11 protein-coding genes and 1 pseudogene are annotated in these 13,755 nt (G+C 69.8%); 4 read left to right on the top strand and 8 right to left on the bottom strand.

Features of this window, described 5'->3' with window-relative positions; translation table 11 throughout:
* The first annotated feature begins 46 nt into the window (after positions 1-46).
* Positions 47-808, top strand: a complete 762-nt coding sequence (locus tag OG870_RS36835; protein ID WP_266524991.1) for a hypothetical protein — start codon at positions 47-49, stop codon at positions 806-808.
* A gap of 116 nt (positions 809-924) precedes the next feature.
* Positions 925-2,490: a CocE/NonD family hydrolase gene (locus OG870_RS36830; protein WP_327691929.1), complete on the top strand. Its 1,566-nt coding sequence runs from the start codon at positions 925-927 to the stop codon at positions 2,488-2,490.
* Positions 2,491-2,526: 36 nt separating this feature from the next.
* Here OG870_RS36830 and OG870_RS36825 read toward each other — a convergent pair whose 3' ends face one another.
* Positions 2,527-3,270: an amino acid ABC transporter ATP-binding protein gene (locus OG870_RS36825; protein ID WP_266524989.1), complete on the bottom strand. Its 744-nt coding sequence runs from the start codon at positions 3,268-3,270 to the stop codon at positions 2,527-2,529.
* A gap of 124 nt (positions 3,271-3,394) precedes the next feature.
* Positions 3,395-3,802 carry a DUF6278 family protein gene (locus OG870_RS36820; protein WP_266524988.1) on the bottom strand — a complete coding sequence of 136 codons (408 nt, stop codon included), beginning with the start codon at positions 3,800-3,802 and terminating at the stop codon, positions 3,395-3,397.
* 166 nt (positions 3,803-3,968) lie between these two features.
* On the opposite strand from OG870_RS36820, the gene OG870_RS36815 reads away from it, so the two are divergent.
* Positions 3,969-5,735 carry an SGNH/GDSL hydrolase family protein gene (locus OG870_RS36815; RefSeq protein WP_266591137.1) on the top strand — a complete coding sequence of 589 codons (1,767 nt, stop codon included), beginning with the start codon at positions 3,969-3,971 and terminating at the stop codon, positions 5,733-5,735.
* 74 nt (positions 5,736-5,809) lie between these two features.
* Here OG870_RS36815 and OG870_RS36810 read toward each other — a convergent pair whose 3' ends face one another.
* The 6 genes and pseudogenes from OG870_RS36810 to OG870_RS36780 form a co-directional block, all read right to left on the bottom strand.
* On the bottom strand, positions 5,810-6,589 hold the full coding sequence (locus OG870_RS36810) for an exodeoxyribonuclease III (RefSeq protein WP_327691928.1): 780 nt from the start codon (positions 6,587-6,589) through the stop codon (positions 5,810-5,812).
* A 50-nt stretch (positions 6,590-6,639) separates the two neighbouring features.
* A complete protein-coding gene (locus tag OG870_RS36805; RefSeq protein WP_266524985.1) occupies positions 6,640-7,275 on the bottom strand; it encodes an MBL fold metallo-hydrolase in 636 nt (211 codons plus the stop codon).
* Between the two features lie 70 nt (positions 7,276-7,345).
* Positions 7,346-8,656 (bottom strand): bifunctional 3-oxoadipate enol-lactonase/4-carboxymuconolactone decarboxylase PcaDC, encoded by a 1,311-nt coding sequence (pcaDC, locus tag OG870_RS36800; RefSeq protein WP_266524984.1) that lies wholly within the window; start codon positions 8,654-8,656, stop codon positions 7,346-7,348.
* A gap of 821 nt (positions 8,657-9,477) precedes the next feature.
* Complete coding sequence (locus tag OG870_RS36795; RefSeq protein WP_266591135.1) at positions 9,478-10,176, bottom strand: SDR family NAD(P)-dependent oxidoreductase; 699 nt, start codon at positions 10,174-10,176, stop codon at positions 9,478-9,480.
* A gap of 223 nt (positions 10,177-10,399) precedes the next feature.
* Positions 10,400-10,810: pseudogene (locus OG870_RS36785) on the bottom strand (hypothetical protein); the annotation flags it as partial.
* 429 nt (positions 10,811-11,239) lie between these two features.
* Positions 11,240-12,127 carry a helix-turn-helix domain-containing protein gene (locus OG870_RS36780; RefSeq protein WP_266524982.1) on the bottom strand — a complete coding sequence of 296 codons (888 nt, stop codon included), beginning with the start codon at positions 12,125-12,127 and terminating at the stop codon, positions 11,240-11,242.
* A gap of 125 nt (positions 12,128-12,252) precedes the next feature.
* Between OG870_RS36780 and OG870_RS36775 the strand changes: the two genes are divergently transcribed.
* On the top strand, positions 12,253-13,638 hold the full coding sequence (locus OG870_RS36775) for an MFS transporter (RefSeq protein WP_327691927.1): 1,386 nt from the start codon (positions 12,253-12,255) through the stop codon (positions 13,636-13,638).
* Positions 13,639-13,755: the final 117 nt, after the last annotated feature.

Here is a 13,755-nt window from a genome sequence, read left to right as displayed (position 1 = left end):
AACGACTCGAACACGGGTTTCCCATGGCCCGCTAGCATGCGCGCCCATGAATGACGACGTGCGCAACATCGTCCTGGGGCTGGTCGCGGCCGGGATCAGTGCTGGGCTTGGCTGGGTGGCCCGCACCTATCTGTGGCGGCGCAAACTACGGCGCAAGCAGGCCTTCTTCGGACTGCCGGACAACTCCGAGTCACTGTTGGTGGTGAACCGGGGCGCCGGCGGACCCGAGCTCACGGTGATGCGGTACGACGTGTTCGCGCTGCTCGAACTGGCCGCCCTGATCAAGGACTGCAATGCTCACGCGCAGATACTCCCGCACGACGCGGCCCGTCAGGGCTTCGGCGAGCGCACCGAGTTCTGCGTGGGTGGCCCGGCGTCCAACCGGCGCATGACGGCGCATCTGGCCTCGCTGCTGCCGGGGGTGCGGGTGAACGTGGACGCGGAGCCCGGCCCCGACCGCGGCGCCCTCCAGATCGGCACCGAGCGCCACCGCGTGGAACAGGGCAGGGAGGAGTACGCGCTCCTCGCCCGGCTGACGGTCGATCAGAGCCCGAACGCCCGGCCCGTCTTCCTCTTCTGCGGCCAGACCGCGATCACCAACCAGGCCGCGACCCGCTACCTCGCCCGCAACCACGAGCGTCTGGCCCGCAAGCACGGCAACAACTCCTTCGTCCTGCTGCTGAAAATCGTCAACTCGCAGGCGTACGGCCCGGATGTGGTCGAGCTGGTCGCGGACGTGACGCGGACGGCGCAGACGGAGTTGCCTGCGACCACCACAGCCGCGCGCAACTCCCACCGCGCCTCCTGAATTCATTCACACCACAACAATCGTTACTGCCACGTAACTTACCGACGGGTTACTTCCGGTAAGCGGCCGAGGTTACCGTTCGGTCACTTTGCACTGACACGAGTGAGGAGTGACCTGTGGGACACCATCGCAAGGCCCTGCGTACGACTGCCGTGGGCGCCGTCTCCGCGACCCTGGTCGCCGGCGGCATCCTCGGGCTCACGCCCACGGCGCAGGCGGCGAGCGCCGTCCGCTTCGTCGACATCACCGGCGACGGCGGCATCACCCTCAAGGCGAACGTCATCACGCCCGCGGGCGCCGACGGCACGCACCGCTACCCGCTGCTCGTCCTCCCCACGAGCTGGGGCCTGCCCCAGGTCGAGTATCTGGCCCAGGCCCAGAAACTCGCCAACTCCGGTTACATCGTGGTCAGTTACAACGTGCGCGGATTCTGGCAGTCCGGCGGCGAGATAGAAGTGGCGGGACCGCCCGACACGGCCGACGCCTCCAAGGTCATCGACTGGGCGCTGGCCAACACCCCGGCGGACGCGCAGCACATCGGCATGGCGGGCGTCTCGTACGGCGCCGGCATCAGCCTGATCACCGCCGCGCACGACAAGCGCATCAAGGCGGTCGCGTCCCTCAGCGGCTGGGCCGACCTGATCGGCTCGATCTACTCCGGCCGCACCCAGCACGTCCAGGCGGCGGCAGTGCTGGACGCCGCGAGCCTGGTCACCGGCCGCCAGAGCCCCGAGTCCCGCCAGGTCTTCAACGACTTCTACGCCTCCAACCTGACCAAGGAGCAGGACCTCATCAACTGGGGGAAGAAACGTTCGGCCGCTACATACGTGGACCAACTCAACAAGAACGGCGCCGCGGTCATGATGGCCAACGCCTGGGGCGACACGGTCTTCCCGCCCAACCAGTACGCGGACTTCTACGAGAAGCTGACCGGCCCGAAGCGACTGGAGTTCCGCCCCGGCGATCACGCGACCGCCGAGCTGCCCGGGCTGTTCGGCCTGCCCAACGACGTCTGGACGGACACCGAGCGCTGGTTCGACCACTACCTCAAGGGCGAGGACAACGGCATCGACCGTGAGGAGCCGGTCCAGCTCAAGCCCCGTTCCACGGGCGGCTACGAGGGCTACCCGGACTGGAAGTCGGTCGCCGCGACCGAGCGGAAGATCGCCCTCGCCGGCACGACCACGATCCACACGAACGTCGACTCGGGGGCGGACGGCGGCATCGTCTTCCTGTCCAGCATCCTCGACCAGGTGGCCCAGCTGCCCCCGGTCGCCTCGATCCCCCTGCTGCCCCGCCGCTGGGCCGCCGTATGGCAGTCGGAGAAGTACGCCACGGCCCAACAGATCCGCGGTACGGCCGAGTTGCACACCACGGTCACGCCGACCAAGGAGAGCGGCACCCTCGTCGCCTACCTCTACGACGTGGGGCCGCTCGGCCTCGGCAAGCTGGTCAGCAACGCGCCGTACACCTTCCATGGGCTCACGCCCGGAAAGCCGTTCAACCTCGGCCTGGACCTGTTCTCCACGGCCTACGACGTCCCGGCAGGGCATCGGCTCGCCCTGGTGGTCGACACGGTCGACCCGCTCTACATCGAGCACAACCCGTCCGGCGCTCAGCTGACCTTCTCCTCGCCGGCGAACGACCCGTCGTACGTGTCGATTCCGCTGCGCAAGCAGTGATCTCCGGCTGCCGCCGGGCGGGTTTGGCTCTGCGGCTCAGTGCTTGAGGATCTTGGACAGGAAGTCCTTGGCGCGCTCGCTGCGCGGGTCGGTGAAGAACTCGTCGGGGGCGCGGTCCTCGACGATCCGGCCGTCGGACATGAAGACGACTCGGTTCGCGGCGGAGCGGGCGAAGCCCATCTCGTGAGTGACGACGACCATCGTCATGCCGTCGCGGGCCAGTTGCCGCATCACCTCGAGAACCTCGTTGATCATCTCCGGGTCGAGGGCGGAGGTGGGCTCGTCGAACAGGAGCGCCTTGGGCTCCATGGCGAGGGCGCGGGCGATGGCCACGCGCTGCTGCTGGCCGCCGGAGAGCTGCGCCGGGAACTTGGGCGCCTGGTCGGCGAGTCCGACGCGGTCGAGAAGCCGGAGCGAGCGCCTGTCGGCCTCCTCCTTCTTGCGTCCTCGGACCTTGATCTGCCCCAGCGAGACGTTCTGCAGGACGGTCTTGTGGGCGAACAGGTTGAACGACTGGAAGACCATGCCGACGTCGGCGCGGAGTCGTGCGAGGGCCCTGCCCTCCTCGGGCAGCGGCTGTCCGTCGAGCAGGATCGTGCCGGAACGGATGGTCTCCAGCCGGTTGATCGTCCTGCACAGTGTCGACTTTCCCGACCCGGACGGGCCGATGACCACGACCACCTCCCCCTTGCCGACGGTGAGGTCGACATCCTGCAGGACATGCAACTCCCCGTAGTACTTGTTGACGTCACGCAGTTCGATCAACGAATCGACGGCCATACGCAGCCCTACTCACTCTCAGCTGTGTCGGTTGCCGAAAACTATCCGGGCGAGAGTGCACTTACGGCACGACACGCACTTTTCGGGCATAAGCCGTATTTACGTCGATCTTAGGTCCCGGGCCTCACACCTCCGCGACCTCGCCGTACAGCTGCGAGAGTTCCGGCACCCCGCTGGTGGCCCACTCGTGTCCGGAGGTCACCACGTCGAACTCACGGCCGGAGGCCAGCCGTACGACGGGCTGACCGCTCGGCCAGATCTCCCAGGCGGCCCCGGGCACGGTACGCACGATGACGGTTCCCAGGTAGAGGCCCGCGTCGTTGCCGAGCCAGTGCAGCACCTCGGGGTCGTCCCGCCAGCGCGGCAGCAACTGGTCGAGCGCCTCCAACGAGGCGGCGGAGTCGTCGAGTTGGACGCCCGCCCGGGACGCCTGGGAACGGAGCAGTTCACACTCGGAAAGAAGTTCGGCGATGCCCTCCGGGTCGGGGATGCCGTGCTTCTCATGCCGGTGGCCCAGAAAAGGGATCTTCATACCTCCCAGCGTGTCATTCGCACCACCGTGCGCACCACAGGCGCGCGGGCGGTCACTTCGGGTCGATTTCGCGCCCACCCCGCGCATGGCTCGTTGACGAGTCCCTGCCGTCTCTCTAGCTTCGCGATGCGTCTTTCGTCCCACCGGTGAGCGGGAGGAGTCGGCCGTGCGTCGACAGGTCCGGGGATTCGCGGTTGTCGTCGTCTCGTTGGCGTTCCTGGCGCCGGCCGCATCGGCACGGGCCGGCGCCGGCGGCAGAGGGCAACCACCGCCGCTGGAGCGGCTCTTCGACAACACGGCCATCAGCGACGACGCCCGTCCGGGCGCCGCGGACTTCGACGGATCCGGTGCCTCCCTCTCGGCTCAGGACCTCAACGCCGCGGGCTGGACCTCCGGCCGCGCCGTCACCGTGCAGGGGGCCCGGCTGACCTGGCCGCACCGGCAGCCGGGCCAGCCGGACAACGTACGGGCCGCCGGACAGACCGTGCGCGTCGGCGGGCGCGGTGACGCGCTCGCCTTCCTGGTGGCGGGCACCGGCGGCGCCGATGTGAGCGGCACCGGCTCGGTGTCGTACCTGAACGGCACCCGGTCCGCATACCGGCTGACCGCCCCCGACTGGCGCACCGGCTCGCTCGCCATGAAGGCGGTGGCGCTGCCCCACATCAACACCCCCACCGGCCGCCTCGCCGAGCAGGCCAAGCTGTACGTCGTGACGGTGCCGCTCACCCCGGGGCGCCAGGTCGCCTCGGTGCGGCTGCCACGAGCCGCCGGTCTGCATGTGTTCGCGCTGGCCGTACGGGGGCCGGCCCGGGGCTGGAGCGGCAGTTGGGCCGCGTCGACCGCGGGTCATGCGACCGTGGGGCCCTGGAGCGACCGGACGTTGCGGCTGGTGGTGCACACGTCGGTGGGCGGGCCACGGGTGCGGCTGCGGTTCGGCAACACCTTCGCGGCGACGCCGGTGCGGATCGGGAGCGCGACGGTGGCCGTGCAGGAAGCGGGGGCGACGGCGCGGGACGTGCCGGTGCCGCTGTCGTTCGGGGGCGCGGCGGGTGTGGAGATCCCGGCGGGGGCCGAGGCGTTCAGCGATCCGCTCACCTTCGCGGTGCCCGCGGACACGAACCTGCTGGTGAGTTTCCATCTGCCGGACACGGTGGCGGCGGCGCCCATGCACCGGCTCGCGGTGCAGCGGTCGTACGTGAGCGAGCCGGGCGACCATGCGGCCGACGGCTCCTCGGCGGCGTACACCAGGACCCTGACGAGCTGGCCGCTGCTGACCGGTGTGGACGTGGGAGGCGGGCCGGGGTCGGTGGTGGTGCTCGGGGACTCGATCACCGACGGCACCATGTCGACGCAGGACGCGAACCGACGATGGCCCAACGCGCTGGCCACCCGCCTTCTGCGGCAGGACGCGGTCCCGCGCTACGGCGTGCTCAACCAGGGCATCTCGGGCAACCAGGTGGTCACCGACGCCTACCCCGGTGACGGGGTGTCCACGAACACCGCCGGTGTGAGCGCCCCGCACCGGCTCGACCGCGATGTCCTCGCCCAGACCTCGGCGCATACGGTGATCGTCCTCGAAGGCGTGAACGACGTGCGGTGGCAGAACACGGCGGAGCGGGTCATCGCGGGGCTGCGGGAGATCGCGGACCGCGGGCACGCGCGGGGCCTTCGGATGCTGGCCGCGACGATCCTGCCCTGCGAGGGCGAGGCACGCTGCACGGCTGCCGTCGACACGGAGCGCTCCGCGGTGAACGCGTGGATCCGGAGCGGTGGGGTGTTCGACGGGGTGCTCGACTTCGACAGCGTGGTGCGCGACCCCGCTCACCCGACGCGGATGCTGCCCAGGTACGACAGCGGGGACCATCTGCATCCCGGTGACGTGGGGCTTGCCGCGATGGCCGGGTCGGTGGATCTGCGGATGCTGGTGCCGTGAGCCCCTGGGGGCTGCGCCCCCAGACCCCCGTCGGCCTTCGGCCTCGTCCTCGAACGCCGGACGGGCTGAGTTCGCTACACGTCCAGATCCACCACTACGGGTGCGTGGTCCGAGGCGCCCTTGCCCTTGCGCTCCTCGCGGTCCACGTATGCGTCGGTGACCGCCTTGGCGAACGGTTCGTTCCCGTACACCAGGTCGATGCGCATGCCGCGGTTCTTGGGGAAGCCGAGCTGGCGGTAGTCCCAGTACGTGAAGGGGTGGTCGTACTTCAGGGGGCGCGGGACGACGTCCGAGAGGCCGGCCTCGCGCAGGGACGCCAGGGCGGCGCGCTCGGCCGGGGTCACGTGGGTGAGGCCCTCGAAGGCGGCCGTGTCGTAGACGTCGTCGTCCGTCGGCGCCACGTTGTAGTCGCCCAGGATCGCGAACGGGCGGCCGCCGGCCGCGTCGCCCGCGACGGCCGTCTTGAGAGCCTCGAACCACTGGAGCTTGTAGCCGTAGTGGGGGTGGCCCACCTCGCGCCCGTTGGGCACGTACACCGACCAGACGCGGACCGGGCCGCAGGTCGCCGAGATGGCGCGGGGCTCCTCGCTGCCCTCATATCCGGGATCGCCGGGCAGGCCCTTGACCACGTCCTTCAGGCCGACGCGGGAGAGCACCGCCACGCCGTTCCACCTGCCTGTCGCGTTCACCGCCGCCTCGTAGCCCAGTTCGCGCAGTTGGTCGAACGGGAACTGCTCCTCGGCCAGCTTGGCCTCCTGGAGGCAGAGCACGTCCGTGCCGCTGCTCTCCAGCCAGGCCAGGAGCCTGGGCAGGCGGGCGGTGATCGAGTTCACGTTCCAGGTCGCGATGCGCATGTCTCACAACCTACCGGGCGGGTCTGACAACCCGGTCCCGCCCGGGTCGCTCAGACCTCCGCCGACTCCCCCGGGGTCAGGCGCAGGTGCTGCGAGCCGCCGAGCGAGCCGATCTGGCGGTCGTAGATCGGGCGGGCGAGGTCGGTCAACAGGGCGTCGTGGATGTCGTAGGCGCGTTGCGGCTTGACCTCGCGGACGTACTCGATGACCTCGGAGATCTTGTTCCAGGGGGCCATGACCGGGAGCATCAGCGTCTCGACCGGCTGGTCGGGGACGGTGAGCGCGTCGCCGGGGTGGAAGACCTTGCCGCCGTCGACGAGGTAGCCGACGTTCGTGATGCGGGGAATGTCCGGGTGGATGACGGCGTGCAGCTCGCCGTGGACCTGGATGTCGAAGCCCGCGGCGGTGAACGTGTCGCCGTGGCCGACGGTGTGCACGCGGCCCGGGAAGGCGGCCGAGAGCTGCTCCGCGACGGATGCGAGGGTCCAGATCTCGGTGGCCGGGTCGGCCTCCATGGCCGCCCGCAGTCGTCCCTCGTCGAAGTGGTCGGGGTGCTCGTGCGTGACGAGGATGGCGTCCGCGCCGACGGCGGCGTCCTCCTCGCTGAATCCGCCGGGATCGAGGACGAGGGTCCGGCCGTCCTTCTCGATGCGGACGCAGGCGTGCGACTTCTTCGTGAGCTTCATGGCTCCATCCTGCCGCGATCCACGGGAACCCGGGCGGCTGAGACGGGTGCTTCCACTGCCCGGCTGACGATCACTCCGTGGGGGTCGTCTCCTCTCGTATGACCTGCTGGGCCACCTTGAAGGCGCTGTTCGCCGCCGGTACGCCGCAGTAGACGGCCGCCTGCAGCAGCACCTCCTTGATCTCGCCGGGGGTGAGGCCGTTGCGCAGAGCGGCGCGCGTGTGGGAGGCGAGTTCCTCCAGGTGCCCGCTCGCGACCAGGGCGGTCAGGGTCACACAACTGCGTGAGCGCCGGTCGAGGCCGGGGCGGTCCCAGATCTCGCCCCAGGCATACCGGGTGACGAACTCCTGGAAGTCCCCGGAGAACTCGTCCGCCTGTGCCAGCGCCCGGTCGACATGCGCGTCACCGAGCACCTCACGGCGCACCTTGAGCCCTGCGTCGTAGGGGTCTGGCCGTCCCGTCATCTGCACGGGTACGGCAACGGCGGGCGCGATCTCGGCGATGGGGCCGGCCATGGGGGCAGGCTGCACCAGCGCGGCCAGGGCCGGTTTGACCGGTGCCGCGGGGATGGCGATCTGGCCGGTTGTCGAGTCGAACGCCGGCTGCCAGGCCGTGGAGAAGTGCCGGACGAGCAGATCGGTGACGGCCGCGGGCTGCTCGACCGGCACCAGGTGGGAGGCGCCGGGCACGACGGCGAGACGGGCGTCGGGGATGCCGGCGACCAGGGTGCGGGCCTCGGCAGGTCCGGTGACGCGGTCCTCGGAGCCGACCAGGACCAGGGTCGGCACACCGACCCTGGCGAGCTCGGCCCGTACGTCGAACGAGGCCAGCGCCTCACAGGCGGAGATGTAGCAGCCGGGGTCCGTGGTGCGCACCATCTGCACCGCCCACTCGGTGATCGCGGGCTGCGCGGCGGCGAAACCGCCGGTGAACCAGCGGTCCGGAGACGTACGGGCGATGGGGTCGAGCCCGTTCGTCCGCACTATCACACCGCGCTGCCGGAACTCGTCCGCCGTCCCGAAGCGGGGCGATGCGGCGATCAGCGTGAGCGAGGCGATCCGCTCCGGGTGGCGCAGCGCCAGTTCGAGGCCGATCGCGCCGCCGAGCGCACAGCCCGCGTAACCGAAGCGCTGCACGCCGAGCGCGTCCAGCGTGGCCAGCAGCCGGGTGGCGATCTCGTCCACCGCGCCCACCGGGTATGCCGGCGCACCGCCGTGCCCCGGCAGGTCGAAACGGAAGACACGCCACTGCTTGGCCAGCTCGGGCACCTGGCGATCCCACATGTGCCATGTGGTTCCCAGTGAGGGACCCAAGATCAGGACAGGAGCGTCTTCTGGCCCGTCAAAGCGGTATTGCAGGGTGTTCGGTGGTGTCTCGCTCACCCGTCTGACCCTCTCATCTGTCACGAGATGTCACATCGCCGGGGTGGACCTGGCGGGCGTGCCACGCTCCGGCACTGCCGAACCTACCGACGTGAACCCAGGTATGCGTTCTCCGGCATGTACTCGTGACTGCGTCGGCAGCGGGCCCTCCGGGCGCGTGCCCTCCTTCAGCCGCTACGAGCCACGCTTTCCTCTTTGATCACGGCCTCCAGGCGGTTCGGGTTGCAGCATCGAGTGTGGTGGCACGGACGAAGCTCGGCGTGACTCACCTGGAAACCTTCCGGAATCCCGCCCAACAGCAGCTTGAACACCACATGGTGAAGGCTTGGTGGAAGGCTTGGCCGTAGCCGGATGCTCTCCGTTGCAGCCACCGGTCCAAAACCAGCAAGCGGACTGCGAATCCACCTCGCCCCAATCCTGCTGGCCATACGGCTCGCAAGTCGCTCGGCTGATAGTCCGCGTGGCTCACGCTTACCCCACCGCCGCACCCCCGTACAGGCCAACCCAAGTGGTGGCGGCTCCGCGAAGATCTTCTACATCCGGCTACGGTCACCGGCGCCACCCTGATGGGCGTGCGCCTCTACGACCCGACCACCGGGCGCTTCCCGTCCATCGACCCGGTGCCCGGCGGCTCGGCCAACGCAGGTCGAACACCTGTCGAAGGACAAGTTCACCCGTCCCCTCGCCACGGGCCTCCGTCGACCCTGGGAGAAACCCACCACCTCCAACCGACTCACCCCGGCCCGGGTCCGCCGGGGGTTCAGGAACATCCGCGCTCACCTGTCGACAGCGTTACCGGTGAGACCTCGGCACGGCTGGATTCACGACCAGGCGATCTCGCCATGGCGGGAGATGAAGCGTCCGCTGCCGGCGCCGGGCTCCTCGGTGGCGAGGGCGACGATCGCGTCCGTGCCCTCGGTGACGGTTTGGGGGCCACTGTGACCGTTGAGGTCGGTCGCGGTGTAGCCAGGGTCGGCGGCGTTGACGCGGATGCCCTTGAGCCCCTTGGCGTACTGCGTGGTCAACATCGTCAGCGCCGCCTTCGAGGAGGTGTACAGCGGCGCGACGACATGCGACTCGGGCCGGGCGGGGTCGTGGGTGAGGGCGAGGGAGCCCATGCCGCTGCTGACGTTGACGATCACAGGGTCGTCCGAGCGGCGCAGCAGCGGCAAGAACGCGGTGGTGGTGCGGACGACGCCGATGACGTTGACGTCGAGGACGGATCGGGCGTCGGCGGCGGTGAGGTCGCTGGGATCACCGACGGGGCCGTGCACACCGGCATTGTTGATCAGGACGTCGATCCTGCCCTCGTGTTCGGCGATATTCGCGGCCGCGGCGGCCACGGACGCGTCGTCGGTCACGTCGATGGGGACGTAGCGTGCGCCGAGCGCGGCGGCGGTCTCCTCGCCCTGCTCGCGGTCGCGCGCTCCGACGAGCAGGGTGTGGCCACACTCGATCAGGCGGCGGGCGGTCTCGCGGCCGAGGCCCTTGTTGGCTCCGGTGATGAAGGTGATCGTCATGCGTTCGATACTCGTCTCGACGAGGGAGGCGGACCAGGGACGCTTCGACGGTAGGAAGACCAGTACCACCCTCGCGCCCACACGCACCACCAGGGACGCAGGAACATAGAGACCATGCCGACGACACCCGGAACCGGACTTGGCGCGATGATCCGCACGTGGCGGGACCGGCTGCCCCCGTCGGCCGCCGGGCTGCCGGTGGCCCGCGGGCGCCGGGCAACCGCACCGCGTCCAGACCGAACAGCACGGCCAACTCCTGGCAGGTCAGCGGCCCTTGATGGAGTCGGGCCCGATCCGCGAGCGCGGTGAGGATGCGCTGGTAGTCCACCGACAGCACCGCCCAGGCCAGCCCCTCACGCCACACCGGCACCTGCGACTTCGGCTTCGCCGCATCCCGGGACGCCGGCGGCCCGCCCGCAGCCCGCGGATCCGCGACGTCCTCCGTGTCGGCGGTGCAGCCGCAGTCCGGAGCCAGCACCGCATCGACCCGCCTACGGGCGATCACCCACTCCTGCCATTCCAGCTCGGCCACTGCCAGCTCGGCCTGGATACGGTCGGCCTCCTCACGCAGCCCGTCGACCCGACAGCGAGCTGCGAGCTCGTGCTGTTCCAGCAGTCCGACAACCGACGGCATCCGCTGGGCGGAAGAAGCCGTCGCCGCGCAAGAGTCTGCTGGAGCCGGTGAAGGGCTTCGTCGACGCGATGCTGCGCGAGGACCTCGACGTGGAATAGGCAGAAGCACACCGTTGAGCGGATTCTTGAGCGTGTGGCGGGCGAGCACGATTTCGAGCAGGCGCGTCATACTCCACGGTCCGTGACTACGTGCGCAAGCGGCGGCCGGAGATCTCGCTGGAGGCCAAGGAAGGGCGCCGGCATCTGGAGGGGACGGTGCCCCAGGAGAAGCGGCCAAGTGAGGAAGCCGAGGTCGACTTCGCGGACGTGTGGCTGGACCTGGCCGGGCCAGCACTGCCAGACCCTCCGCTCGGGGATGACGGCCATGTTCACCGAACTGGGCATCGCCTGCGGATAGACAACATTTTGTCGATCGGGATTTCGTAAGCGCCTAGCCCTGTCTCCGGGAGGGTGAGACGGGCGCCGTCTCGCCGGAACCGACGGACGGGCCGGAGGCGGCGAGGTCGAGGAGCGTCATCTTGTCGTGGTCCGGGCTGCCGGGCGGCGCCATGTAGATGACGAGGCGCTGGCCTTGTGCGCGGTTGAGGGACAGCCCTTCGTGCGAGAGCGTCATCGTGCCGACCTCCGGGTGTCGGAGCGTCTTCTCGCCGTCGCCGATCGTGTGCACCTCGTACCGCTCCCAGAGCCGGTTGAAGTCGGGGCTCTTGACGATTAGCTCACCTACGAGTGCGGCGAGATCCGGGGCATCCGGATCGGTGCCGGCGATCGCCCGCAACTGGGCGACGCACCCCTTGGCCTTCTGTTCCCAGTCCGCCCACAGCTCGCGGGCAGCTGGGTGCAGGAAGGTGTACCGGACGGTGTTCCGCTGCCGCTCCGGCCAGTCGGCGATGCCGTGGAGCAGCCGCAGCCCGCCGGGATTGGCCGCCAGCAGGTCGTTGGTGCGGCTCACGACGTACGCCGGGTTGGGCCGGAGCGTCTCCAGAAGCTGCGTGACGGTCGGACGGACCCGCCGTGACGGCAGGGGACGGGGCTCGGGCGCACGCCGCGCCGCCCGCGCCGCCAACTCCTGCAGGAAGCCGCTCTCCTCCTGGTTGAGGCGGAGCGCGTCGGCCAGCGCCTCGACCACGGAGGGGCTCGGATGGGTCTCCTTGCCGCGTTCCAGACGTATGTAGTAGTCGATGCTCACACCGGCCAGCGCCGCCAGCTCTTCCCGGCGCAGACCCGGTGTACGGCGCGTGCCGGTTCCGGCGGGCAGTCCGACGTCTGCAGGGCGTACTTCGCCACGGCGGGCCCGCAGAAACTTCCCGAACTCGGTCATGCCGTCATTCTGCCAGCGTGTGATCAGGGGGCCGGCCCGGAGCCTGGCCCTGTTGCACCCACCTATGGCGCACCCCGGAAGATCACGGTCTGCCTCGCCCTCGCGAGCCTCACCAGTCTGGACGGATGACCACTCTTGAACCAGCCCGCGCGTCACAGGATGCCCGGCAACGCACGGCCGCACCGAAGCTGATCCTGGCGACCACGTTCATGGGCATCTTTCTGCTCAACCTCAACACCATGGCGATGAACGTGGCGCTGCCCGGGATCGGGCGGACCTTCGGCGGCAGCACGGCGGGACTGCAATGGATCGTGGACGCCTACACGCTGATGTTCGCCGCACTCCTGCTTTCCGCGGGCACGCTCTCCGACCGCATCGGGGCGAGCCGCGCGTTCGGCGCCGGCGTCGCGGTCTTCACGGTCGCCTCGGCGGCCTGCGGACTGGCGCCGGGGCTGGGCGAGCTGATCGCCGCCCGCCTGATCCAGGGGAGCGCGGCGGCGATCATGCTGCCCTCCTCGCTGGCGCTCGTCCGGCAGGCCTTCCCGGACGCGGCCGAACGGGCACGGGCCATCGCGCTGTGGACCGTTGGCGGAGCCGTCGCGGTTGCCGCCGGCCCGGTGGCCGGCGGGGTGCTGTCCAGCACTCTGAGCTGGCGGGCGATCTTCGTCGTCAACCTGCCCGTCGGCATCGCCACCCTCGCGGTGTTGACCCGCGCGGAGCGCTCGCCGCGCCGTGCCACGCCGCTCGATCCGTACGGCCAGCTCACGGCGATCGTCGCGCTCGCGGCGCTCACCTTCGCGGTGATCGACGGAGGGGAGAACGGCTTCGGCGAGCCCGTGGTGCTGGGCTGTCTGGGGCTCGCCGCAGTGGCGACGGCCGCGTTCCTCATGATCGAGGCACGTACCGCCGCGCCGTTGGTCCCGCTCGACCTCTTCCGTTCGCGCACGGTGACGGTTTCGGTCGCGATCGGCTTCGTCGTCAATGCCGCGTTCTACGGGCTGGTGTTCGTGCTGAGCCTGTTCTTTCAGGACGTTCTGAACCTGTCCGTCATGGCCGCGGGGTTGATGTTCCTACCGATGATGGCCGTGATCGCCGGAGCCAACCTGGCCTCGGCCAGTGCTGCGGCACGCTTTGGGCCGCGGATGCCGATCGCCATGGGACAAGCGATCCTCGCGCTGGCGATGTTCGGCCTGCTCTGGATCGACGAGGGCACCAGCAGACCAGTGATCGCGGCGATGCTCATCCCGGTCGGCCTCGGCCTGGGTTTCTGCGTACCTTCCCTGACCGCCATCCTGCTGAACGACATCGCCGCAGATCGGGCCGGAATGGCCGCCGGGATCCTGAACTCCTTCCGGCAGACGGGCGGCGCGCTCGCCGTGGCCGTCTTCGGAGCCTTGGTCGCGGACCGGGGTGAGTTCATTGTGGGTCTGCGGGTCGCCTTGTGCGTCGCGGCTGTGATGCTGATAGCCACCACGGCCGCGGCCCTCATGCTGCCGCGCGGCCGTAGCTGACGGGACGCTGACGGGGATGTCCGGCGCGGGGCCCGGTAATGAACTCAACCTGAGGGAGCCGGGCGGCGCACGTCGTGAGGGCGCTCCTCACCTCGCCTCGGCCGGGTGAGGGGCACC

It is taken from the genome of Streptomyces sp. NBC_00461, assembly GCF_036013935.1.
Taxonomy (GTDB): Bacteria; Actinomycetota; Actinomycetes; order Streptomycetales; family Streptomycetaceae; genus Streptomyces.
Note: the sequence above shows the minus strand (reverse complement) of the source record. Positions and strands in the feature narration are given on the sequence as shown.

Coding starts and splice junctions, on each gene's coding strand:
- OG870_RS36835 (WP_266524991.1), top strand. CDS start 47: ATGAATGACGACGTGCGCAACATCGTCCTGGGGCTGGTCGCGGCCGGG.
- OG870_RS36825 (WP_266524989.1), bottom strand. CDS start 3,270: ATGGCCGTCGATTCGTTGATCGAACTGCGTGACGTCAACAAGTACTAC.
- OG870_RS36820 (WP_266524988.1), bottom strand. CDS start 3,802: ATGAAGATCCCTTTTCTGGGCCACCGGCATGAGAAGCACGGCATCCCC.
- OG870_RS36810 (WP_327691928.1), bottom strand. CDS start 6,589: ATGCGCATCGCGACCTGGAACGTGAACTCGATCACCGCCCGCCTGCCC.
- OG870_RS36805 (WP_266524985.1), bottom strand. CDS start 7,275: ATGAAGCTCACGAAGAAGTCGCACGCCTGCGTCCGCATCGAGAAGGAC.
- OG870_RS36795 (WP_266591135.1), bottom strand. CDS start 10,176: ATGACGATCACCTTCATCACCGGAGCCAACAAGGGCCTCGGCCGCGAG.
- OG870_RS36780 (WP_266524982.1), bottom strand. CDS start 12,127: ATGACCGAGTTCGGGAAGTTTCTGCGGGCCCGCCGTGGCGAAGTACGC.
- OG870_RS36775 (WP_327691927.1), top strand. CDS start 12,253: ATGACCACTCTTGAACCAGCCCGCGCGTCACAGGATGCCCGGCAACGC.